Consider the following 20,988-nt stretch of genomic DNA (forward strand, 5'->3'; position numbering starts at 1 on the left):
GCCTGCTCAGACATCCCATCCGCCATCGACGATCAACTCGTGCCCGGAGATCTGGCGGCTCTCTTCCGAAGCGAGGAAGACCACGGCGTGGGCGACGTCCTCATCCTTAGTAAACCGCCGAAGCGCCATCTCCCGGATGTACTCGTCGAAGACCTCCTCCGACGACCAGCCCCGCGCCCGGGCCTTCTCGGCGATAATCGTCGTCATCCGATCCCCCTCGACGACCCCCGGACAGATCGCGTTGACGTTCACCCCGTAGGGACCGACCTCCAAGGCGAGGGTCCGGGTCAGTCCTCTCACCCCCCACTTCGACGACGAATAGGCCGCCCGGTAGCGGTATCCCCGCAACCCCGAGGTCCCGGCGATGTTGATAATTTTCCCTGACCGTTGCTCGATCATCGTAGGCACGACCGCCCGGCAGCAGAGGAACACCCCCTTGAGGTTCACGTTCTGGACCCGGTCCCAATCCTCGGGGGCGATCTTGTGCAGCGGCGTCTCGATCGGACCGATGACGCCCGCCGCGTTGACCAAGATATCGATTCGCCCGAACTCGTCGACCGCACGTCGCGCGAGCGCGGCGACCTGCCGTTGGTCCGAGACGTCGGTCGGCACGGAGAGGGCGCGGCGGCCTCCCCCGCGCCGGGCCAGGGTCTCGGCGAGCGCCGTCAGCGGGCCGGGCTCGCGGGCCGCCAAGACAAGATGCGCGCCCTCGGCGGCCAGGGCGGCGGAGATCGTGCCCCCCATCCCCTTGGCCGCCCCGGTGACCACCGCCACCCGATCCGCAAGCCTCATCCGCTTCCCCTCCCTCCGCGGTCAGTGAGATAGCCGTTCGCCAAGTCGAGTCGGTGCGCGGCGGGCGGCCGGTCCTGGAGGGGGCCGTAGCCACCCCCCCCGCAGCTCTCCACGACGACGACGTCGCCCCGCACCAGGTCGAGATGCTCCTTTCCGCGCACCGGCCGGCGCTCCCCTCCCCGCTCCAGCGTCACCCGGAAGGGGGCACCCTCCTCCCCGCCAAAGATTCCCCACGGCGGCACCCGCATCCGCTCGACCATCGTGGTCAGTTCCGCCCGCTCGCCGAGCAGGCGGTAGGCGCGTCGGAGCCCCAGCCCGCCGCGGCGTCGGCCCCGGCCGGCGCTGTCCGGGCGCAGCGCGCTGCACTCCACCCGCAGCGGATACTCGCTCTCGATGACCTCCGCCGGCGTGTTCATGACGTTGCTCATGTGCACCCGGATCGCGTTCGTGCCGTCGCGCCCCTCGCTCCCTCCCTCACCGCCGCCGTGCACTTCGTACAGCACAAACGCCCGGCCGTCCTCGCGCAGGCCGCTCAGCATCAGCAGCCCCGAGGTCCCCGCCCCGCCCGCCACCACCCGGTCCCGCAGCGCCGGGGCGAGGGCTTTGAAGATCGCATCGACCACCCGCTGCGAGGTCTCGTGGTTGCCGCCGACGCGCGGCGCGTCCGGGGCGGGGTCGAGCAGCGACCCCGCGGGCACCCGGATGGCGAGCGGGCGGTAGCAGCCGTCGTTCACCGGGATTTCGGCGCCGAGCAGTGCGCGGATCGCGTAGAGCACCGCGGAGGCGGTGACAAACCGCGTCGCGTTGAGCGGGCCCCGAGCCTGAGGCGCCGTGCCCTCGAAGTCCACGCTCAGCGCGTCGCCGGCGGTGCGCACCGTGACGGCGATCCGAAGCGGCTCGTCGCCGATGCCGTCATCGTCCAGCCAGTCTTCGCCGCGATACTCGCCGGCCGGCACCTTCGCGATCTCGCTTCGCATCAGCCGATCGGATTCGTCGAGGAATCGGTCGAAACAACCCTGCAGGACGTCCGCGCCAAACTGGTCGCAGACTCCCCGCAGGCGGGTGGCGGCGACCGCGTTCGTCGCGTACTGCGCCAGAATGTCGCCCTCCCGCTCCTCCCGCCCCCGCACGTTCGAGAGTACCAGCTCCATCATCGCCCGATTGGGGCGTCCCCTCTCGAAGAGCGGCAGCGGAGGAATGCAGAGACCCTCCGCGTATCGGTCGCGCGCCGAGACCACGTAGCTTCCTCGCCGCGCGCCCCCCACGTCCGGCCAGTGCGCCAGGTTGATCGCGAACGCCACCAGCTGTCCCCGGTGATACACCGGCATGATCGCCTTCACATCCGGGAGGTGGTTTCCCCCCACCTCGGGGTGATTGGTGAAGTACACGTCGCCCTCGTGCAGCGAGTCCACCGGAATGCGTCGCAGGAACTCTTTGACGGTGAAGGCCATCACGCCGAGGTGAATGGGAATGTCGTGCCCCTGCGCGATCAGGCGTCCCCGCGCATCGGTCAAGGCGCACGAGAGATCGCCGGCCTCCTTCAGCACGGGGGAGCGCGCCGACCGCATCAGGATCGCCCGCATCTCCTCGGCGATCGCGTAGACGGCGTGCCGCGCCACCTCCAGGGTCACGGGGTCGATCATCGGCCCGGCTCGATCCACAGGTGCCCCTCGGGGGTACGCCGCAGGCGCTGCCCCGGGTAGACCACCGTCGTCGACCAGGCATCCTCGACGATCGCGGGACCGGGGATCTCGCGATCCACCCCGAGCCCGGCCCGCGGGACCACCGAGGCCTCGACCCAGCCGTGTCCGTAAAAGTAGGCCCGCCGCCGTCCCGCCGGCCCGGCCGCGGGATCATCGTCGATCTCGGGAAGCGCCGGGGCGGAGGAGGGAACGCGCGCCGTCACCCGCACGTTGACCCCTTCCACCGGTTCATCGGTCGTGTACTCGTAGCGCCGGGCATGAAACGCGGTGAACCGCCGGCGGATGGCGGCACCGTCCTCGCCCGCCTCGACCGGCACCTCGATCTCGTAGTTCTGCCCCACGTACCGCAGATCCATCGACCGCCGCACCTCGCAGTCGCCCGCGGAGACCCCCTCGCCTTCGAGCTGGGTCAACAGCTCGACTTCGATCTCCCGGAACGCCCGCTCCCAAACGTCGGGGGCACTGTCTCGAAGATGGACCCGTGCGGTCCTGACCGCATCGTACCGCAGATCCGCGACGAGACATCCGTAGGCAGAGAAGGCGCTGGAGTGGCGGGGAATCAACACGCGCGCCATGTCAAGTGTCTGCGCGAGGCGCCCGGCGTGGATCGGCCCCGCGCCGCCGTAGGCGATCAGCGCGCAGCCGCGGAGATCGTACCCCCGCTGCACTGACACCGTCCGGATCGCCCGCATCATCGCCGCGTTGGCGATCTCAACGATGCCCGAGGCCGCCTCAGGCGCCGCGAGGCCGTAGGACCGTCCGAGGCGCTCGATGGCGCGGACGGCCAAATCCGGGTCCAGGCGCAACCCGCCAAAGGATCCCTCGGGATCGACGTAGCCCAACACCACACAGGCATCCGTGACGGTCGCGTCTTCACCGCCGCGGCCGTAGCAGGCCGGGCCCGGAACGGCCCCGGCGCTCTGGGGACCCACGCGCATCGCGCCCGTCGCATCGGCCCACACGATCGAGCCACCCCCCGCGCCCACGCTCTCGACGGCCAGCGACCGCATCCGGACCGGCTGGCCGTTGAGGCGGCGTTCCGACACCGTCTCGACGTGGCCCTCGCGCAGGAGGCAGACATCGGTCGAGGTCCCTCCCATGTCGAAGGTCACGGCGGCCGCGACCCCGGCCGATGCCCCCACGGCCCGCGCGGCGGCGACCCCGCCCGCCGGCCCCGACATCAGCATCGACAGCGGTGCCCGCCGGGCCCCGGCGGGGGTGGCCATCCCGCCGCTGGACTGCATCAGCCGCAGCGGAGCCCGCAGCCCGCGCCCGGCGAGGGCGGAGGTCAGGCCGTCGAGGTATCGATCGACCAAGGGCATGAGCGCCGCGTTCGCGCAGGTGGTGTGCGTCCGTTCATACTCCCGCGCCTCCGCGTTGATCACCGACGACAAGCAGACGTGGGGCACCGCCCCCGCGAGGAGCGCCCCCATCCGGCGCTCGTGCGCGGGGTTCGCGTACGCGTGCAGCAAGCAGACGGCAACCACGTCCACCTGCGCGTTCCTCAGCAGGGCCGCGAGCGACGCCGCCTCGGTCTCATCGAGCGGAACGAGTACCCGGCCCGTGTGGTCGATCCGCTCGGTGACCTCGAAGCGGAGCGCGCGCGGAACCAGCGGGGGCACTCGGCCCGGCCGGTCGAGGCGGTAGAGGTGATCGCGCTGCTGCCGGCCGATCTCCAAGACGTCGCGGAATCCGCGCGTCGTGACCAAAGCGGTCCGCGCTCCGGCTCCCTCCAACATCGCGTTCGTGACCACGGTCGTCCCGTGGGTCAGGATCGCCACCTCATCGTCCGGACGCAGCAGGCCGCGGAGCCCCTCGAGCACCGCCTGTGAAGGATCGGGGGTCGTGGGGACCTTCCGCATCCTCAGCGGTCCGCCGCCGATCGGCTGGGCCACCAGGTCGGTAAACGTGCCTCCCGTGTCGATCCCGACGTGCACGCGCTCCGCCACCGTCGCCGCGCCCCTACGCGCGGAGGACCCCCCGCAGATACGCGAGCGCCCGGGGGACCGCGGTGCGGCTCGGCTCCTGCCCCTCGTACTCCACCGACACCCACCCGCTGTAGTTGGCCGCGCGAAGCAGCGCCAGCGCCCGATCGTGATCCACGGCCGGATCGCGTCCGTCGCCGTGCACCTGGGTGAACTTGGCGTGCACGTGCCAGGCCAGCGGCGCGGCGCGTTCGATCGAAGGGAGGCCGTCCAGGAAGTTCCCCGTGTCGAGGAGCAGGCCGAGCGCCGGGCTGCGCACTTCCTCGAAGATCGCCCGCACGTCCGCCGCCGTCTGCACGAACCCGCCGTGATTGTGGTTCTCCATCACCAGGCGGACCCCCAGCCGTTCCGCCTCGCCGCACACCCCCCGCAGCGACGCGATCATGCCCGGCCAGCGCGCGGCCCGGTCGCCCTCCGGCCACCCGGCGAACGTGCGGAGGAACCGCGACCCCAGCCGCCGCCCGGCATCCATCCATTCCCGGGTGCGGACCGCCTCCCCGCGCCGCCGGGCGTCATCGGCGAGGCCGAAATTGTTCATGAAGGCGATGTTGGCGATCGCCAGGCCGTACCGCTCCGCGGCCGCCCGCAGGGCGTCGAGGCGCTCGGCGCTGGGGGTGCCGATGTGTTTGTCTTCCAGCTCCACCGCGGTCAGGCCCAATTCATCCGCGCACATCCGCAGCCACTCCACCAGCGTCAACCGACCGCCTTCGAGAAGGTCGTCGTAGGACTGGGAGCTACACGCGATCTGCATGGTCATCGGTCCCACCTTTGGCCGCGGCGATTGTGACCGGTGCGAAAACCCGAGCACGGCGGCGGGAGGGCGTCACGGGCCCCGCCGGGCCACCAGCACGCCGTCCCGCAGGGGGACGATCGTGCCGGCGAACTCCGGGTCGGCGAACACCGCGCGCGTAAACGCGCGCACACCTTCGGTCGCCGCGTCCGTGACGCGGCGGTCGACGGTCCGCCCCCCCCAGAACATGTTGTCGGTCAGGAGCAGGCCTCCGGGCAGCAGATGCTCCTTGATAACCGGGAGCGACGCCGGGTAGCCCTCCTTGTCGATGTCGCTGAACACGATGTCAAACTCCCCCGGGGTCTCGCGCAGCACCGCCACGGCCTCACCAACGTGGAACCGCACAAAGGGACGCAGGCCGAGGCGTTCCAGGTGGCCGCGCGCCGTCTGGGAGAGTTGCTCGTCCCAAACCACGTGGAAGACTTCTCCCCCACCGTTGTCGCGGACGCCCATAGCAAACCACGCCGTGGAGTAGCCGTACCCCGAGCCGAGCTCAAAGATCCGCCTGGCCCCGCTCAGCCGGGTCAAGAGGTAGAACAGCTGCCCCACCGCCGGTCCAACGATGGGGAAGCGCGCCTGGCGCGCGTACGCTTCCATCTCCTGGAGCACGGGATGTCGTGCGGGGATGAGCCCCTCGAGATACGACGCAAACGCCTCGTCGACGAGTCCCATGATCTCCCGCACCTCCGCGTACCACGAATCCTTATCTCTACCTACGGAGCGGGGCGAACCGCGTCCTGCCTCCCACGGTACAGGTCGGGGAGGTTCTGACGGCGAAGCAATCTCACATCCGGTGGGTGCGCGAGGCGTTGAGGATTCGGGAGCGATGGGGCGGGAGCCGCGGTACGTCGAACACGTGCTGGCACCGCGCTACGCGTTCGGGCGCCGCGAGGAACTTCCGTACCTCCTCGACGTCCTCGTGGCGCACACCCTGATGCTCCGCCGGCAGCGAATCGTTACGCCGGAGTCGGCGGCGGCGACCCTCCGGGCGTTGACCGCCGTCACCCCGGAAGCGCTCCCCCCCTACGATCCCCGCTACGAGGATATCTACTTCGCGGTCGAGGACCGGGTGGCGCAGGCGACCGGCGGGATTGGGGAGTTTCGCCTGGCGCTCAGCCGCAACGACGCCTGGGCGGCACTGATCCGACTGATGCTGCGCGATCAGGGGCTGGCCCTCGTGGAGCACCTCGACGACGTGCGCGAGGCCCTGCTCGACCAGGCGGTCAGGCATCGCGACACGCTGATGTTGGCCCACACCCACCAGCAGTACGCCCAGCCCACCACGGTCGGCCACTATCTGCTCGCGGCGGCGGCGACCGTCGGTCGATGCGTCGACCGCTATCACGATGCGCTGGCCCGCCTGGATCGCTCACCGCTCGGGGCCGGCGCGCTGACGACCACCGGGTTTCCGATCGACCGCACCTACACCGCCGCACTCCTGGGGTTTGCCGGCATCGTGGAAAACAGCTACGACGCGGTCGTCGCGGCGGATCACGTGGCCGAACTCGCCGGCTGCCACGCAGCCCTGGCGACAAGCCTGGGCCGAATCGTCCAGGACCTGCTGGGGTGGGCGAGCTCGGAGGTGGGTGCGCTCGAGCTGGCGGCCGGCTTCATTCAGATCAGCAGTATCATGCCCCAAAAACGCAACCCGGTCGCGCTGGAACACGTCCGCAGCGCCCTCAGTCGGCTGCTGGGTGCGTGCCTGGGCATTTGGGCGTCGGCGCACAACGTGCCGTTCGAAGACGTCAACGACCCGGCGGATGACGCGGTGCCGCTGCTGGTGGAGACGCACCGGGCGTTGGGCGGTACGCTCGCGGTGCTCCGCGCGGCCATCGCCTCGGCGACGATCCGGGGGGACGCCTGGGCTCCGGCCCTCCGCGGCACGTTCGCCACGAGCACCGAACTCGCCGACACGCTGGTGCGCGAAGGCGGCCTCGGGTTTCCCGAGGCCCATGCGGCGGTCGCCCGCCTCGTCGAGGACCGGCGCCGGCAGGGCCGCGGGTTTGCGGAGGTCACCCCGGACGAGATTGAAACGGCCGCCCTGGCGGCCGCCGGGCGGCGCGTGCGACTCTCCCTCGAGACCATCGCGCGGGCGATCGATCCTCGGAGCTTCGTCTCGTCGCGCACCATCCCGGGAGGGCCCGGCCCCCAGGCGGTGGGGGCGATGCTGGACTCGACCCGGGCAACGCTGGCGACAAGCCGGAAGACGACTCGAGCGGTGAGAGACCGGGTCGCCGCCGCCCGCGCCCGGCGGGGGATGGAGGCGAGCGCGTAACGGAACCACGCGCGGGCCGGTTCTTGATCACCGGCAAACGCACCGGATGGGAGGGAGAATCATGCGGCTGATCGTTCGCGGGGTGTTGCTCGTCTGCGCCCTTGCCGTCGCGGTAGGGGGAACGGCGGCGCAGGCCCAACAGCGGGTCACGGTGACCTACTGGCAGTACTTCTTTGAGAGCAAGGTCAAGCTGATGGACGCGTTGATCAAACAGTTCGAGGCCCAGAACCCCGGGATTCATGTCGTCCAGGAGACGTTCCCGTACGACTCGTACAACCAGAAGGTGGCGAGCGCCGTCCCCGCCGGCCAGGGCCCGGACATCGTCAACCTGTTCTACGGGTGGCTCCCGCTCTACGTGGACAGCGGCTACCTCGTGCCGCTGCCGCAGAGCGCCTTCCCCACCACCCAGATCGAGCGCGACTTCGTGCCGATGGTCAAGGCGGCCAGGTTCGAGGGCAAGTACTGGGCGCTGCCGACGGCCGTCCGAACGTTGGCGCTGTTCTACAACAAGGATCTGTTCCGGAAAGCTCAACTCAGCCGCCCGCCCTTGACCTGGGATGAGTTCCTCGCCGACGCGGAGCGCCTGACGGCGCGGGACGCGCGGGGCAACATCACCCTCGAAGGGTTCGGGATCTCCCCGGACGGCCAGGACCACCAGTTGATCCGCGAAGTCCTGTTCCGCCAGTGGGGAGCGGCGCCGTACAGCGGCGACGGGAAGCATCCCACCTACAACACCCCCCAGGGCGCGGCGGCGCTGCAATGGTACACCGACCTCGTCACCAAGGCCAAGGTCGGCGTGATCGGCTTCTTCCCCGGAGGGAACGGGTACCGGGACGCGTTCGTCGCCGGGAAAGCCGGGATGATCGTGGACGGCTCGTTCGCGATCGGATCGATCCGGAGCAGTACGAAATTCGACTGGGGGGTGGCGCAGCTTCCGCGCCGAACCTCCGGCGGCACGCCGAGCAACTTCGGGTCGCTCTGGGTCCACGGCCTGACGAACAAGGCCAAGGGCCCCCGATTGGCGGCGGCGGTCAAGTTCCTGCAGTTCATCACCTCACCCGATACCCAGCGGCTCTGGCTGCAGCAGGTGGGGGAGATCCCGGCGAGCCAGGCACTGGCCAACGATCCCAAGCTCGCCGCCGATCCGATCTACGGGCCATTCATCCAGAGCCTGCCGTTCGCGCACGCGACGTTCTTCGTCGATGAAGCCGCCCAGCGCCAGGTCCTCCTGGACGCGATCAACGAGGTCATCTTGAACCACACCGATCCCAAGGCGGCGCTCGACGCCGCGGCGGCGAAAGAAGCGAAGGTCCTGGACGAGTTCTGGGCCAAGCACCGATAGGCCGCGCACCCGTGGGGATCTCGATCGCGCGGACGACCTGGGGCGGGCTCGGCCTGGAGGCGCGCCGGGCCGTGTGGGCGTACGCGTTCCTGGCCGGGCCCCTGGCGTTCTACGTCGTAATCCGGATTTTCCCGGCGGCCTCCGCCCTCTTCATCAGCCTCCATCGATGGAACATCGTCTCGGCGGAGAGGCCGTTCGTCGGAGCGGCCAACTTCCGGGAGATTCTCTCCGATCCGCTGTTCTGGAAGGCGGTAACCAATACCCTGCGATACCTGATCGCCGGGATTCCGGCGCAGCTCATCCTCGGGCTGGGGATCGCCCTGCTGCTTCGCCGGATTACCCGCTTCCGCGGCTTCTTCCGAGCGCTGTACTTCATCCCGTTCGTCACCCCCATCGTCGCGGCGGCGTGGGTGTGGCAGTGGATGTACACGCCGACCTTCGGCCCCCTCAACCGCCTCTTCGAAGCCGCCGGCCTCCCCCGGCAGGCGTTCCTGCGCCAGCCCCACCAAGCCCTGTACGCGATTGCGGCAATGGTGGTGTGGGAGTACGTGGGCTTCCAGGTGGTGATCTTCCTCGCCGGGTTGGAAGCCATCCCCCAGGTCTTCTACGAGGCGGCGGAGGTGGACGGGGCGGGCGGCTGGGGGCTCTTCCGGCACATCACCGTGCCGCTGCTGAACCCGACGCTCGTGTTCTCAGCCGTCTACGGCACCATCCTCTACCTCCAGCTCTTCACGCAGGTCCTGAACATGACGTTCGGCGATCAGGGCGGGCCGCTGGGGAGCACCATGACGATCGTGCTGTACGTGTACATCCAGGGGTTCCAACGGTTCCGGATGGGCCCGGCGGCGGCGGCAACGGTGGTGCTCTTTGTGGCCATCCTCGCGATTACGCTCCTGCAGCTCCGGTTCTTCTCGCGGCAGGTGGAGTACTGATGGCCGCGCGGGCCGCGACGTCCCGCGCCCCGGCCGCCGAGGGCCTCTTCCCCCGCCGGCTCCTGGGGGACGCCCTGGCCTACCTGGTCCTCGCCGCGGGGGGAGCGCTCGTCGTCTTCCCGTTCCTCTGGATGCTGGCGACATCGCTCAAAGGCCCGAGGGAGATCTTCGAGCTGCACTTCTGGCCCCAGGCGCCGACGCTGGACGGCTTCCGCCAGGTCCTCACCGCCACGCAGTTCCCACGGTGGTTCCTCAACAGCACCGTGGTCGCGGCGATCACGACGGCGAGCGTGGCGTTCTTCGACTCCCTGACCGGCTACACGCTGGCCAAGCTGCGCTTCCCCGGCCGGAACCTGATCTTCGTCGTCATCCTCTGCACGTTGATGATCCCGACGGAGATGCTGGTCATCCCCTGGTATTCGCTGAGCGTGCGCCTGGGGTGGATCGACACCTTCTGGGGGATCATGTTCCCGGGACTGATGAGCGCGTTTGGGGTCTTCCTGATGCGCCAGTTCATGACGGCCCTCCCCGACGAGCTCCTCGATGCGGCGCGGATCGATGGGCTCTCGGAGTTCGGCCTGTTCACTCGCATCGCGCTGCCGCTGGTACGGCCGGCGCTCGCGGCGCTGTGCATCTTCACGTTCCTCGGCAACTGGAATGCCTTCATCTGGCCGCTGATCGTCATCCAGACCCCCGTGATGCGCACCCTCCCCGTGGGCATCGCCCTCTACAGCGGCGAAGCGGGGTCGGCGTGGCATCTGATCATGGCCGCGTCTTCGCTGGCCGTGCTGCCGGTCCTGGCGGTCTTCATCGTCTTGCAGCGGCAGATCATCGAGGGGGTCGTCCTGACCGGGCTTCGCAATTAATCGACCGCGCACGGCGCGCCGCCGAACGAAAGGAGATGGCCACATCCCATGACCGACCGGATCCCCATCCTCGACTTCCACGCGCACTTTCCCGTGCGGGGCGGATGGGACCCCGCGCGCGAGGCGTACGTGGCCAGGCACGGACAGGCGAAATGGGACCGGGTAATGGGGTGGCTGCGGGAGGACCAACGCGCCTGGCGCCGCGCCTGGGGATTTCCCGAGCCGGAGGCCCCGGGCACGGATGAGGAGATGGCCCGGCGATGGGCGGAGGAGGTCGATCGCCACCGGCTCGTCCGGATCGCGTTCGTGACGGGGGGGGACAACGACCGGCTGGCCGCGATCGTCGCCCGGTATCCGGACAAGTTCATGGGGTTCGCCCACCATGATCCCTTCCTCCCCGACGCGGCCGCCGAGCTCGAGCGGGCCGTCACCACCCTCGGCTTGCGCGGGTACAAGGTGATCGCGCCGCTCGTCCACGGATCGATCGCCGACGAACGCCTCTGGCCGGTGTGGGAAACCGCGGAACGCCTGAACATTCCCGTCCTCATCCACTTCGGCCCGCTGCGCTACCAGGGGATCGTCGCCCACCCCAACATGAACCCGCTCGTCCTCCAGGACGTGGCGCGCGCCCATCCCGGGGTCCCTTTCGTGGTGCCGCACTTCGGCTGCGGCTATCCCCGCGAACTCCTCCACCTCGCCTGGGTGTGCGGGAACGTCCACGTCGATACCTCCGGATCCAACGAATGGATGCGGTGGATGCCCTACCCCCTCACGTTGCGCGATCTGTTTCGGATGTTCCTCGACACCGTCGGCCCTCGCCGCATCCTGTTCGGCACCGACTCCAGTTGGTTCCCCCGCGGCTTCGCGGTCCGCTACCTGGAAGAACAACTGCGGGCCTGCTGGGAGCTGGGGTGCCCCGAGGGCGATGTGCGGGGAATCTTCGCGGGCAACGCGGCCCGGCTGCTCGGCATTCCTCTGCCCGGGGCGGGTGCCGGGTGAGGAATCGGGGCCACGCCGGGAGGTGAGCGGATGACACCGGTGGAGTGGATCACGTTTGACTGCTACGGCACGCTGATCGACTGGGAAGGCGGCGTCGCCGATGCGCTCGCCCCGCTCCTTCCCCCTCCCGTAGACCGCGCCGGGCTGGCCTCGCGGTACATCGCCGTAGAGGCCGCGGTGGAGCACGAATCCTACCGACCGTACCGCGACATCCTCGCGGTGGCCAGCGCCCGCCTGATGGCCGACCTCGGCCATCCGCTGCCGTCGGGCCTGGAGCGGATCCTGCCGGACTCCATCTCGTCGTGGCGGCCGTTCCCCGAGGTCTCCCAAGTCCTGCGAGCGCTCCGTGCGGGGGGAGCACGTTTCGCCATCCTCTCCAACGTGGACCGCGATCTGCTCGCCGCCTCGGTCCTCCGTCTCGGGGTGGAACCCGACCTGATGGTCACGGCGGAGGACTGTCGGAGTTACAAACCGGCACGCGGCCACTGGGATCGCTTCTTGACGGCGAGCGGAGCCGCAGCGGCGCGCACGGTGCACGTCGGGGCGAGCCTGTTTCATGACATCGTCCCGGCGCGCGCGCTGGGATTTCGGACGGTGTTCATCAATCGACACAGAGAGCCCCTCGCCGAAGCCGCCCCTACCCGCGTCCTCCACGACCTCCGCCCCCTGCCCGATGTGATCCGCGCGCTGGCCGGTTCTTGACACGATTTTGACGGCTCCAGTATGCTAAAGGAGCCGCGGGCGTGCACGACCGTGCCGAAGTGGCGGAATTGGCAGACGCGCTACGTTCAGGGCGTAGTGGGCGAGAGCCCGTGGGAGTTCGAGTCTCCCCTTCGGCACCATCCGATCTCCCGGCCGCGCCGCCGATCACCGGCGATCCGCGGCCGGGGCAGCCGGGAGGCCCGGACACGGCAACCACTCCCCCACCCCCCAACCTCGACCTGGCGGTGCTGGCGCATCTGCGCGGCTACCCCGAGGAACTCCGGCGGTTCAGCAATCTGCTCAAGCAGGTCCATCCGCACGGGCGGTCCGCCGTGGAGTACTTTCTTTCGCGCGAGGTCGCCGCGGACTCGTTTCTGGCCGCCCTCTGCCGGTTGGTGCAGGCCGGCGAAGATCTCGTCACGGTCGTGGAAGCGGCCGACCTGCTGGGCACACGCCCGGCCCGGGTGATGGAGCTGGCCGAGAGCCCGAGCTTTCCCCGCCCGCTCTGGGGAGAAGGCCGCCAGCGGGTGTGGCGGCGCGCGGACATCGCCGACCGACCGGCCTCGGGTTGAGCAGATGGCGCGGCTCGCCCTCTCCGTGCGGTGCGGCGCCTGCGGCTGCGAGTTCGACACCGGGATCCGCATCGACCGGCGCAATTTCGTCCGCGCCACCCTCGCCAGCAACTATCATAAATGTCCGGCGTGCGGGGCGCGCGGCACGTACCGCAAGGAGCAGTACATCACCCGTGAAGACCCGCCGCCGCGACCCGCCGCGCCGCTCCCGCCCGGCCAGGGATAACGGGGCCCCGTGCGCCGCGAGTCGTCGCTCAGCGCCGCGTCGGCGCTGCGGGAAACCGCACGCCACGGTGTTCGGCTTGCGCCTGTACGCGCTCGGGACGTATAATGAATTCGTCGACCGCACACTCCGCATCCGCGACGTCCCACGCATTTCGACGCGATTCCAACACTCCGAAAGGGGGAGACGGCATGGCAAAGTACGAAGCGAAGAAGTTCCGCGCGTTTGAGATCGAGCTCGCCGGCATCAGCAAGAAGACGATGGAGGAGCACTACAAGCTCTATCAGGGGTACGTGGCCAAGTCCAACGAGATCCTCGACCGGCTGGCCAGCGGCGGGGTCGATCTCACCAAGGCGAACCCGACCTATTCCGAGCTCCGCGAGCTCAAGGTGGAACTCTCCCGCGCGATCGGCGGCGTGAAGAACCACGAGGTCTACTTCGATCACCTCGGCGGCAAGGGCGGGCGGCCGGCGGGGAAACTCTTGGGCCTGATGGAAACGGCGTTCGGATCGTTCGACAAGTGGCAGGCGGACATGAAGGCCACCGGCACCGCGGCGCGGGGCTGGGTGTGGATGGCGTACGACTGGGATTCGGGAACGTTGCACAACTTCATTGGCGACGAACAGAACACGTACCCGATCTGGAACGCCACGCCCCTGGTGGCGCTGGATTGCTTTGAACACGCGTACTGGATGGACTACGGGACGGGCAAGGGCTCGTACATCGACGTGTTCTTTAAGCTCCTGGACTGGGATGCCGTCCAAAAGCGCGCCGACCACTTTGGCATTCTGAAGTAACCTCGCCGAGATCGACCGGCACCCGGGCGCGCCGGCGCCCGGGTGCCCGCATCGTTCGCGCCATTTCCTGCACAACTCGGGTATATATCCCTCGGAAGCCACCACAGAACCGGAGGTTGGGGCGAGGTCCCGGTCATGGCCATCCCGCTGACGCGTACCTGCTTGGAGTGTGAGGCCGAGATGGAGCTCATCACCGTCGACGACGGTGGGGAGGTCGTCATCTACGAATGCCCGGAGTGCGGCCACCAGGTCGAGCTACGCCTGGAAGACGAGGACGATGAGCCCGACGACGGGGTCGACGAGGCTCAGGACGCCGAAGAGGATCACGCCGTGCGGGAGCTGCTCGAACCTGAGGACGAGGGGTAGCACACCACCCCATCCACGACCGTCATCTCGACGCGAACGTCGCACAACCTCTCCGACGGCACCGCGAACGGATCAGGCGAGAGCGCGACAAAATCCGCCAGCCGCCCGGGGGTGAGGATGCCTTTGATCGCCTCTTCGCCGGAGGCGAAGGCGGGGCCCACCGTGTAGGCCCGTACGGCGTCTCCCACTGACAGGCATTCTTCCGGATGCCACGGGGGGCGCTGGGGCTCCTCCCGGCGCTTTCGGGTAACCGCAGCGTACAGCCCGGCCAGGACGTCCAGGGTTTCGACCGGTGCGTCCGAGCCGAACGCCAGGCAGGCCCCCGATTCCCGCAGCGAGCGCCAGGCGTAGCCGTAGCGGCTGCGGCGGCCCCAGTAGCGGTCGGCGATGTCGCGGTCCTGCGTACAATGAATGGGCTGCATCGAGGCCACCACCCCCAGCGCGGCCAGGCGGGGGAGGTCTGCGGCGTGCAGGAGCTGCACGTGCTCGATCCGGTGACGGAGCCCCGCAGAGGCCGGCACCTCCGCCCCCGCCGCTTCGATCGCGTCGAGCGCCTCCCGGTTGGCCCGATCGCCGATCGCGTGCACGGCCGAGGCGATGCCGTGCTCGGCCGCCCGCCGGATGAGCTCGCACAGCTGCGCGCGGCTGCGCACGACGACGCCCGTGTTCGCCGGGTCGCCGTCGTAGGGTTCCAGCATGCTCGCCGTCTGCGATCCGAGCGCCCCATCGGCGAAGATCTTCACCCCCCCGATGCGCAACATCGGGTCGCCGAACCCGCTGCGGACCCCGAGGCGGATCGCCGCCTCCAGCCCTTCCTCCGGGATCATGATGCAGACCCGAATCCCGAGCGCCCCTCTCCCCCGCAGCCGCTGAAGCGCCGCCAGCACGTTCGCGCCTTCCATGACGTGCACCCCGGCGATCCCGGCGCGGTGGGCGGCATCGGTGGCATCGCGAATCGCGGCCTCGATCGCCTCCGGGCCCGGCTGGCCGGCCAGGACCACGACGGGATCCGCGGCCCGCTCCGCCAGCAGCCCGGTCGGCTCGCCGGTTCGCGGATCGCGCACGATCTTGCCGCCGGGCGGATCGGGGGTGTGCGGACCGACGCCCGCGCGCTCCAGCGCGACGGAGTTCACCCATGTCGTGTGCCCGTCCTTGCTGTGGAGGACCGCGGGATGCTCCCCCGTGACGGGATCGAGATCTTCCCGGCGGGGAAACCGCCCCTCGGGCCAGAGGTTCTTGTCCCACCGGCCACCGCGGATCCACTCGCCGGGTCGAGCACGCCCGGCCGCGGCGGCGACCCGGGCGACGGCCTCGCGCAGGGAGCGGCAGTCGCGCAGGTTGACGGTGCGCATCGCCAGCCCGACCGCGGCGAGGTGGATGTGGCTGTCCGTGAACGCCGGCACCACCGCCCACCCCTGGAGCCCGATGCGGGCGAAGCCCGGAAACGCCTCGCGTAGCGTTTCGCGGTCGCCCACGGCGACGATCCGCCCGCCCCGCACGGCCAGAGCCGTCGCGGCCGGGCAGGCCGGATCGAGGGTGTGGATCACCCCGCCTTCGAAGAGCACCCCCTGAGCCGGAGGCATCCGCCCTCCCGTCTCAAAAGCGACCGCGCCGCTTCCGTTCCATCATCATCCCTCGCGCGGCGTGCGAATCATCCGCAGGACGTTGGCGAGCTCCACCGCGGCCAGCGCCGCATCCTCGCCCTTGTTTCCGTGCGTGCCCCCGCTGCGGGCTTCGGCCTGTTCCAGCGTGTGCGTGGTGAGCACGCCGAACGCCACGGGGAGGCCGGTCTGCAGGGAGACGTGCACCAGGCCGGTTGCCGCGCCGAGCGCCACGTACCGATCGTGCGTCGTCTCCCCCCGGATCACACAGCCCAGGCAGATCAGCGCATCGTACCGACCCGATCGGGCCAGCGCCTGGGCGATCACCGGAAGATCGTAGGTGCCGGGCGCCCACGCGACGTCCACGGCGTCTTCCGCTACGCCGGACCGGTGCAGCGCGGCAAGCGCACCGGTGAGCAACCGCCGAGTGATCCGGGCGTTGAAGCGGCTGACGGCGACACCGATCCGGAGCCCGGCGCCCGTCTGCCCTCCCTCCAGGGATGCCCCCACCGCGGCTACTCGAGGGTCAGGAGGTGGCCGAGTTTGTGCCGCTTCGTCGCCAGGTACCGGTAGTTCTCGGGGTTCGGCGGAACCTCGATCGGCACCCGGCTCACCACCTCGATCCCGAACCCCTCCAGCCCCACGCGCTTGGCGGGATTGTTGGTCAGAAGCCGGATGCGGCGCAGCCCGAGGTCGGTCAGGATCTGCGCCCCGACGCCGTAGTCGCGGGGATCGGGCGCGAACCCGAGGAGCACGTTCGCCTCCACGGTGTCCTTGCCCGTATCCTGCAGGGCGTAGGCCCGAATCTTGTTGGCGAGGCCGATCCCCCGCCCCTCCTGGCGAATATAGACGAGCACGCCCCGCCCCTCCTGGGCGATGACCTCGAGCGCCCGATGGAGCTGCTCCCCGCAGTCGCAGCGAAGCGACCCGAAGACCTCGCCGGTCAGACACTCCGAGTGCATGCGGACCAACACCGGATCCGCGCCCCCCAGGTCCCCCCGGGTCACGGCGAGGTGGGTCGCCCCGTCCAAGGTGTTTTGATAGACGACCGCGGTGAATTCACCGTAGGTCGTCGGCAAGCGAGTCCGCCCCTCGCAGATCACAAATCGATCCCGCTCCAGCCGGTAGCGAATCAATTCGGCGACAGAGATGATCGGCAGGGCGTGGCGCGCCGCAAACGCCCGGAGTTCGGGAAGGCGCGCCATCGTCCCGTCGTCGCTCATGATCTCGCAGAGCACTCCCGCCGGGGAGAGGCCGGCGAGCGTGGCGAGGTCAACCGCGGCCTCGGTGTGTCCGGCCCGGCGCAGGACGCCGCCGGGAGTCGCGCGCAGCGGGAACACGTGGCCGGGCCGGCTGAGATCCTCGGGGCGGGTCGCGGGGTCGACGAGCGCCTGGATCGTCGCCGCGCGGTCGGGGGCGGAGATCCCGGTCGTGATCTTATGCTTCGCGCCGACCGAGATCGCGAACGCGGTCCCTTGGTGCGAGGTGTTCTGCGCCACCATCTGCGGGAGGGCCAAGGCATCCAGCCGCTCGCCGGTCATCGGCACCGTGATCAGGCCGCGGGCCTGCTTCACCATGAAGTTGATCGCCTCGGGGCTGATCTTCTCGGCGGCCACGACCAGGTCGCCTTCGTTCTCGCGGGCCTCGTCGTCGACCACGATAACGAACCCGCCGCTGCGGATCGCCTCCACGGCCTCCGCGATCGTGGCGAACCCCGCCGCCTGCTGTTCCCGTGTGCTCATCGGCGCTCCCTCCGGGGCCTCGCCTCGGGCTCGGCCCGTCCGGCGGGCGTTCGGGTCGTCCCGTCGGCCGCCGGTGGCGGATACGAGGCAAGCAGTTGTTCCACATACTTCGCCAGGATATCCACCTCAAGATTCACGCGCCCGTCGGCTTTGAGCCGGCCGAGCGTCGTCACCGCGCAGGTGTGAGGGATCAGCGACACCGTGAACCGATCCCGCTGCCGCGCGACCACGGTGAGGCTGACCCCGTCGATGGCGATGGACCCTTTTTGGACGACGTATCGGGCGATGGGGCCCGGTGCCTCGACCTCGAGCCACCAAGCGTCCCCGCGACGATCCAGGCGCAGGACGCGGCCCACGCCGTCGACGTGTCCTTGCACGATGTGGCCGCCGAGACGTCCGCCCACCGCCACGGGACGCTCCAGGTTCACGAGATCTCCCGGTTGAACCTGGCCGAGCGTCGTCCGCGCGAGAGTCTCGCCCGTCACGTCGGCCTCAAAGGCGTCGTCGGCGATCCGGGTGACGGTGAGGCAGGTCCCGCTGACCGCAATGCTCTCCCCCACCCGGATCCCGGCGAGCGCGCCCTCGACTTCCACACGCAGCCGGAGAGCGTCGCGGCCCGGCTGCGCCGTCCGCACCACCCCCGTCCCCTCTACGATCCCGGTGAACATCGCCCCACTTCCTCCCCCCGCCCGAGCACGGCGGGCAGGTAGCCTTCGATCACCACGTCCTGATCGATCTGGCGCACCGCGGTTCGCACGAGACGCAGAGCGTGGGCAATCGTATCCGCACCGGCCCCGCCGACGGCGCAAGGCCCCGCCCCGCCGACGATCAGGGACCCGAGGAACACCAGCACCTTGTCGACCAATCCGGCATCAATGAAGGTCCCGTGAATCCGGCTGCCCCCCTCCACCAGCAGGCTGGTCATCCCGCGGCGGCCCAGCGCCTCAAGGATCGTCCTGACGTCGACCCTCCGATCCGGTCCGTCGGCAACCCAGACGTCGACACCTCGGGCCTCAAGCGCCGCCCGGGCTGCCTGCGGTGCGCGGCTGGTCGTGGCGACGATCACCGGCGCGCCGTTCTCAGTAAGCACCCGTGCCGCCGCCGGAATTCGCAGCGCGCTGTCCACGACGATGCGGGCGGGCTGGTGGCGGGCTGGCCCGCGCGCCGTGAGCTGAGGATCGTCCCGCAACACGGTACCGATGCCCACCAGGATCGCGTCCGCGGAAGCGCGGATTTCGTGGACGAGTCCGCGGGAGGCCTCCCCGGAGATCCAGCGCGAGTCCCCGGTGCTGGTGGCGGTGCGGCCGTCGAGGGTCATGGCCCACTTGGCGGTTACAAATGGCAGCCCCGTGGTACGGTGCTTGATGTACGCCTCGTTCAGGCGGCGCGCGTCACCTTCGCCCACCCCCAGGGTCGTTTCGATCCCCGCCTCGCGCAGGCGGCGCAGCCCACGGCCGCGCACCCGGCGGTCGGGATCCTCCATGGCGGCGACGACGCGGCGGACCCCCCCGCCGATGATCGCCTCGGTGCAGGGACCGGTCCGTCCCCAGTGGGCGCAGGGCTCCAGCGTCACATACAGCGTCGCCCCTCCCGTCGCGGAGCCGGCCTCCTGAAGGGCGAGGACCTCCGCGTGGGCGCACCCCGGCCGGAGGTGATAGCCCCGTCCGACGATCCGATCCTTGGAGACGACGACGGCGCCCACCATGGGGTTGGGGCTCGCCGTCTGCGCGCCACAACGCGCCAGCCGAAGCGCCTCGCGCATATACTCTTCATCTCGGTGCGACACGACGACCAATAAAAACACCCCGCAGGCAGACGCCTCCGGGGCAACGCACCGATGGACCGGGGTCGAAACCGGTCCGCGCCTTCTTTCATCCGGACTCTACCGTCGGCTCTGGACTCTCACCAGATCCTGCCCGTCCGCATCATGCGAACGGGCTCGCGGGCTGTACCGCCGATCGGGAATTGCCGGCGAACACGCCGGCTCACCCTGCCCCGAAGGCAACAGCAAGCATAGCATGGGGTTTCCGGACGGGTCAAGCGGCCGAACCACCTCGCATCGATCGGCCGATCGTCTCGCCATCTCGCGGGTGGAGGCAGGGCCGCGCGCGGGCCGACGTCGGGACAGGTTCTCGACTCACGGTCGCAGGCGATTCGCTCAGCGCCGTTCGAGGGCTTCCGCGAGATCACCGACCACGCCCTGGGTTGCCCGCGCCAGCGCCTGCGGGGCGACGGCGAACACCGCGTGTGGGGTCCCCGCGGCGGCGTAGACGACCTCGTGGTGCAGCAGTGTTTCATCCAGGAACACGGGAAGGGGGGTGGCGTGGCCGACCGGGGGAACACCGCCGATGCTGAACCCGGTCGCCGCCCGGGTCACCTCGGCCGTCGCCTTTTCCACTCGGGAGGCGCCCGCGAGGCGGGCCAGCTTTCGAAGGTCCACGCGGTTGGCCCCCGCGGCGAGCACGAGCACCGGGCGGCCGTCGGCGATGAACACCAACGACTTCACGATCTGTGCAACCGTGGCGCCGACCGCGCGCGCCGCCTCCGCAGCGGTGTGGGTGCTCTCGGGAAACTCAAGGATTTCGGCGTCGATCTGCCTGTCGGCGAGGGCGGCACGAACCCGTTCGGCGGCGGATCCCAACGGCCGTGGGCCCGCAGGCTGATCGGTCACTGGTGGCGCGAGAATGTATGCTCGTACAGAATGACATCCCACCGCTGCTCGGTGCTGAGGACGCTCTCCCACGGCGGCATCGCTGAACTGGCCCCGCTGAACGGCGGAACGCCACCGCCCTTTGAGATCCGCCAGAACCAGTACCCGTCCGGCAGTTGGGTGTGAATCCCGGTCGTGAAGTTGGCGGGCTTGGGGTTGAGCGACGCCGCGGCCCCTCCGTTGCCCAGTCCGGCGCTCCCGTGGCAGATCGCACAGTTGGCGTCGAAGATGGCCTTCCCCTTCGCGATGTTCTCCGGCGTTGCCGCGAGCGGGTTCTTTAACGAGGCGAATTCCGCCGGAGGCACGGGGCGCGGCGCGTTCTCGTCCTTCGGGTAGTTCGTCGTTGCGGAGATCGCCGGTCCCTTGAACGGGGTTGCGGGCGCGACCACCGCGGCCTGCGGCTGTTCGGGATGGCTACGCATCGCCAGAATCTCCCTGCCGGTGCACCCGGCGAGGCCGAGGCAGGTCGCGAGCATCGCCCCGGCCAACCGCATGGAAGATGACATCTGCCACCCCCGAACCGCAAACGAGGATTCACGCGTTCGACGGATCCTAATGCGGGACGGATTTAAGTTATACGAGCACGCCCGA

22 protein-coding genes, 1 tRNA gene and 1 riboswitch are annotated in these 20,988 nt (G+C 69.7%); of the genes, 11 read left to right on the forward strand and 12 right to left on the reverse strand.

Going from position 1 to position 20,988, the window contains the following annotated elements:
- Window positions 1–6: 6 nt before the first annotated feature.
- The 5 genes from VKV57_02890 to VKV57_02910 all read right to left on the reverse strand — a co-directional run bounded on the left by VKV57_02890 (window position 7) and on the right by VKV57_02910 (window position 5,942).
- Complete coding sequence (locus VKV57_02890; GenBank protein HLW58853.1) at window positions 7–792, reverse strand: SDR family NAD(P)-dependent oxidoreductase; 786 nt, start codon at window positions 790–792, stop codon at window positions 7–9.
- On the reverse strand, window positions 789–2,435 hold the full coding sequence (locus VKV57_02895; protein ID HLW58854.1) for a hydantoinase B/oxoprolinase family protein: 1,647 nt from the start codon (window positions 2,433–2,435) through the stop codon (window positions 789–791). Before VKV57_02895 ends, VKV57_02890 begins: the two co-directional genes overlap by 4 nt.
- A complete protein-coding gene (locus tag VKV57_02900; GenBank protein ID HLW58855.1) occupies window positions 2,432–4,444 on the reverse strand; it encodes a hydantoinase/oxoprolinase family protein in 2,013 nt (670 codons plus the stop codon). The genes VKV57_02895 and VKV57_02900 overlap by 4 nt, the downstream gene beginning before the upstream one ends.
- A 13-nt stretch (window positions 4,445–4,457) precedes the next feature.
- Window positions 4,458–5,237, reverse strand: coding sequence for a sugar phosphate isomerase/epimerase family protein (locus VKV57_02905; GenBank protein ID HLW58856.1), 780 nt, complete (start codon window positions 5,235–5,237; stop codon window positions 4,458–4,460).
- Between the two features lie 66 nt (window positions 5,238–5,303).
- Window positions 5,304–5,942, reverse strand: a complete 639-nt coding sequence (locus tag VKV57_02910) for an O-methyltransferase (protein ID HLW58857.1) — start codon at window positions 5,940–5,942, stop codon at window positions 5,304–5,306.
- A gap of 154 nt (window positions 5,943–6,096) precedes the next feature.
- Here VKV57_02910 and argH point away from each other — a divergent pair, with 154 nt between their 5' ends.
- The 11 genes from argH (at window position 6,097) to VKV57_02965 (ending at window position 14,344) form a co-directional block, all read left to right on the forward strand.
- Window positions 6,097–7,545, forward strand: a complete 1,449-nt coding sequence (argH, locus tag VKV57_02915) for an argininosuccinate lyase (protein ID HLW58858.1) — start codon at window positions 6,097–6,099, stop codon at window positions 7,543–7,545.
- Between the two features lie 61 nt (window positions 7,546–7,606).
- A complete protein-coding gene (locus VKV57_02920) occupies window positions 7,607–8,887 on the forward strand; it encodes an extracellular solute-binding protein (GenBank protein ID HLW58859.1) in 1,281 nt (426 codons plus the stop codon).
- 11 nt (window positions 8,888–8,898) lie between these two features.
- Window positions 8,899–9,819, forward strand: a complete 921-nt coding sequence (locus VKV57_02925; protein ID HLW58860.1) for a sugar ABC transporter permease — start codon at window positions 8,899–8,901, stop codon at window positions 9,817–9,819.
- The gene (locus tag VKV57_02930; protein ID HLW58861.1) at window positions 9,819–10,685 is read left to right on the forward strand and encodes a carbohydrate ABC transporter permease; all 867 of its coding nucleotides are present in this window, start codon (window positions 9,819–9,821) and stop codon (window positions 10,683–10,685) included. The genes VKV57_02925 and VKV57_02930 overlap by 1 nt, the downstream gene beginning before the upstream one ends.
- 48 nt (window positions 10,686–10,733) lie before the next feature.
- Window positions 10,734–11,684, forward strand: coding sequence for an amidohydrolase family protein (locus VKV57_02935; protein ID HLW58862.1), 951 nt, complete (start codon window positions 10,734–10,736; stop codon window positions 11,682–11,684).
- Window positions 11,685–11,714: 30 nt separating this feature from the next.
- Window positions 11,715–12,386 carry an HAD family hydrolase gene (locus VKV57_02940; GenBank protein ID HLW58863.1) on the forward strand — a complete coding sequence of 224 codons (672 nt, stop codon included), beginning with the start codon at window positions 11,715–11,717 and terminating at the stop codon, window positions 12,384–12,386.
- 53 nt (window positions 12,387–12,439) lie between these two features.
- Window positions 12,440–12,526: transfer RNA gene (locus VKV57_02945), tRNA-Leu, on the forward strand.
- Window positions 12,497–12,958 carry a hypothetical protein gene (locus VKV57_02950; GenBank protein ID HLW58864.1) on the forward strand — a complete coding sequence of 154 codons (462 nt, stop codon included), beginning with the start codon at window positions 12,497–12,499 and terminating at the stop codon, window positions 12,956–12,958. The genes VKV57_02945 and VKV57_02950 overlap by 30 nt, the downstream gene beginning before the upstream one ends.
- A gap of 4 nt (window positions 12,959–12,962) precedes the next feature.
- A complete protein-coding gene (locus VKV57_02955) occupies window positions 12,963–13,184 on the forward strand; it encodes a hypothetical protein (protein HLW58865.1) in 222 nt (73 codons plus the stop codon).
- A gap of 188 nt (window positions 13,185–13,372) precedes the next feature.
- A complete protein-coding gene (locus VKV57_02960) occupies window positions 13,373–13,978 on the forward strand; it encodes a Fe-Mn family superoxide dismutase (protein HLW58866.1) in 606 nt (201 codons plus the stop codon).
- A 135-nt stretch (window positions 13,979–14,113) separates the two neighbouring features.
- Window positions 14,114–14,344: a hypothetical protein gene (locus VKV57_02965; protein ID HLW58867.1), complete on the forward strand. Its 231-nt coding sequence runs from the start codon at window positions 14,114–14,116 to the stop codon at window positions 14,342–14,344.
- Here the strand turns inward: VKV57_02965 and VKV57_02970 are convergent.
- From VKV57_02970 to VKV57_03000, 7 genes are all read right to left on the reverse strand, one after another.
- On the reverse strand, window positions 14,302–15,927 hold the full coding sequence (locus VKV57_02970; protein HLW58868.1) for an amidohydrolase: 1,626 nt from the start codon (window positions 15,925–15,927) through the stop codon (window positions 14,302–14,304). The two genes, VKV57_02965 and VKV57_02970, sit on opposite strands and share 43 nt — an antisense overlap.
- Window positions 15,928–15,972: 45 nt before the next feature.
- Window positions 15,973–16,455, reverse strand: coding sequence for a 6,7-dimethyl-8-ribityllumazine synthase (ribH, locus tag VKV57_02975; protein ID HLW58869.1), 483 nt, complete (start codon window positions 16,453–16,455; stop codon window positions 15,973–15,975).
- 5 nt (window positions 16,456–16,460) lie between these two features.
- Entirely contained in the window at window positions 16,461–17,687 is a 1,227-nt protein-coding gene (locus VKV57_02980; protein ID HLW58870.1) for a bifunctional 3,4-dihydroxy-2-butanone-4-phosphate synthase/GTP cyclohydrolase II, read from the reverse strand.
- A complete protein-coding gene (locus tag VKV57_02985; GenBank protein HLW58871.1) occupies window positions 17,684–18,355 on the reverse strand; it encodes a riboflavin synthase in 672 nt (223 codons plus the stop codon). The genes VKV57_02980 and VKV57_02985 overlap by 4 nt, the downstream gene beginning before the upstream one ends.
- Window positions 18,337–19,473 (reverse strand): bifunctional diaminohydroxyphosphoribosylaminopyrimidine deaminase/5-amino-6-(5-phosphoribosylamino)uracil reductase RibD, encoded by a 1,137-nt coding sequence (gene ribD / locus VKV57_02990; protein ID HLW58872.1) that lies wholly within the window; start codon window positions 19,471–19,473, stop codon window positions 18,337–18,339. Before ribD ends, VKV57_02985 begins: the two co-directional genes overlap by 19 nt.
- A gap of 73 nt (window positions 19,474–19,546) precedes the next feature.
- Window positions 19,547–19,694, reverse strand: a riboswitch (FMN riboswitch).
- 151 nt (window positions 19,695–19,845) lie between these two features.
- Window positions 19,846–20,328, reverse strand: a complete 483-nt coding sequence (locus VKV57_02995; protein HLW58873.1) for a YbaK/EbsC family protein — start codon at window positions 20,326–20,328, stop codon at window positions 19,846–19,848.
- 26 nt (window positions 20,329–20,354) lie between these two features.
- Window positions 20,355–20,903 carry a cytochrome c gene (locus VKV57_03000; protein ID HLW58874.1) on the reverse strand — a complete coding sequence of 183 codons (549 nt, stop codon included), beginning with the start codon at window positions 20,901–20,903 and terminating at the stop codon, window positions 20,355–20,357.
- Between the last annotated feature and the right edge of the window lie 85 nt (window positions 20,904–20,988).

The organism is bacterium, assembly GCA_035307765.1.
In the GTDB taxonomy this organism is placed as follows: Bacteria; Sysuimicrobiota; Sysuimicrobiia; order Sysuimicrobiales; family Segetimicrobiaceae; genus Segetimicrobium.

Bases quoted from the DNA above. Each gene is read 5' to 3' on its own strand.
- VKV57_02970 (HLW58868.1), bottom strand. From the start codon at position 15,927: ATGCCTCCGGCTCAGGGGGTGCTCTTCGAAGGCGGGGTGATCCACACC.
- argH (HLW58858.1), top strand. From the start codon at position 6,097: ATGGGGCGGGAGCCGCGGTACGTCGAACACGTGCTGGCACCGCGCTAC.
- VKV57_02955 (HLW58865.1), top strand. From the start codon at position 12,963: ATGGCGCGGCTCGCCCTCTCCGTGCGGTGCGGCGCCTGCGGCTGCGAG.
- VKV57_02940 (HLW58863.1), top strand. From the start codon at position 11,715: ATGACACCGGTGGAGTGGATCACGTTTGACTGCTACGGCACGCTGATC.
- VKV57_03000 (HLW58874.1), bottom strand. From the start codon at position 20,903: ATGTCATCTTCCATGCGGTTGGCCGGGGCGATGCTCGCGACCTGCCTC.
- VKV57_02890 (HLW58853.1), bottom strand. From the start codon at position 792: ATGAGGCTTGCGGATCGGGTGGCGGTGGTCACCGGGGCGGCCAAGGGG.
- VKV57_02910 (HLW58857.1), bottom strand. From the start codon at position 5,942: ATGGGACTCGTCGACGAGGCGTTTGCGTCGTATCTCGAGGGGCTCATC.
- VKV57_02960 (HLW58866.1), top strand. From the start codon at position 13,373: ATGGCAAAGTACGAAGCGAAGAAGTTCCGCGCGTTTGAGATCGAGCTC.
- VKV57_02895 (HLW58854.1), bottom strand. From the start codon at position 2,435: ATGATCGACCCCGTGACCCTGGAGGTGGCGCGGCACGCCGTCTACGCG.
- VKV57_02905 (HLW58856.1), bottom strand. From the start codon at position 5,237: ATGACCATGCAGATCGCGTGTAGCTCCCAGTCCTACGACGACCTTCTC.
- VKV57_02930 (HLW58861.1), top strand. From the start codon at position 9,819: ATGGCCGCGCGGGCCGCGACGTCCCGCGCCCCGGCCGCCGAGGGCCTC.
- VKV57_02980 (HLW58870.1), bottom strand. From the start codon at position 17,687: ATGAGCACACGGGAACAGCAGGCGGCGGGGTTCGCCACGATCGCGGAG.
- VKV57_02985 (HLW58871.1), bottom strand. From the start codon at position 18,355: ATGTTCACCGGGATCGTAGAGGGGACGGGGGTGGTGCGGACGGCGCAG.
- VKV57_02965 (HLW58867.1), top strand. From the start codon at position 14,114: ATGGCCATCCCGCTGACGCGTACCTGCTTGGAGTGTGAGGCCGAGATG.
- VKV57_02935 (HLW58862.1), top strand. From the start codon at position 10,734: ATGACCGACCGGATCCCCATCCTCGACTTCCACGCGCACTTTCCCGTG.
- VKV57_02920 (HLW58859.1), top strand. From the start codon at position 7,607: ATGCGGCTGATCGTTCGCGGGGTGTTGCTCGTCTGCGCCCTTGCCGTC.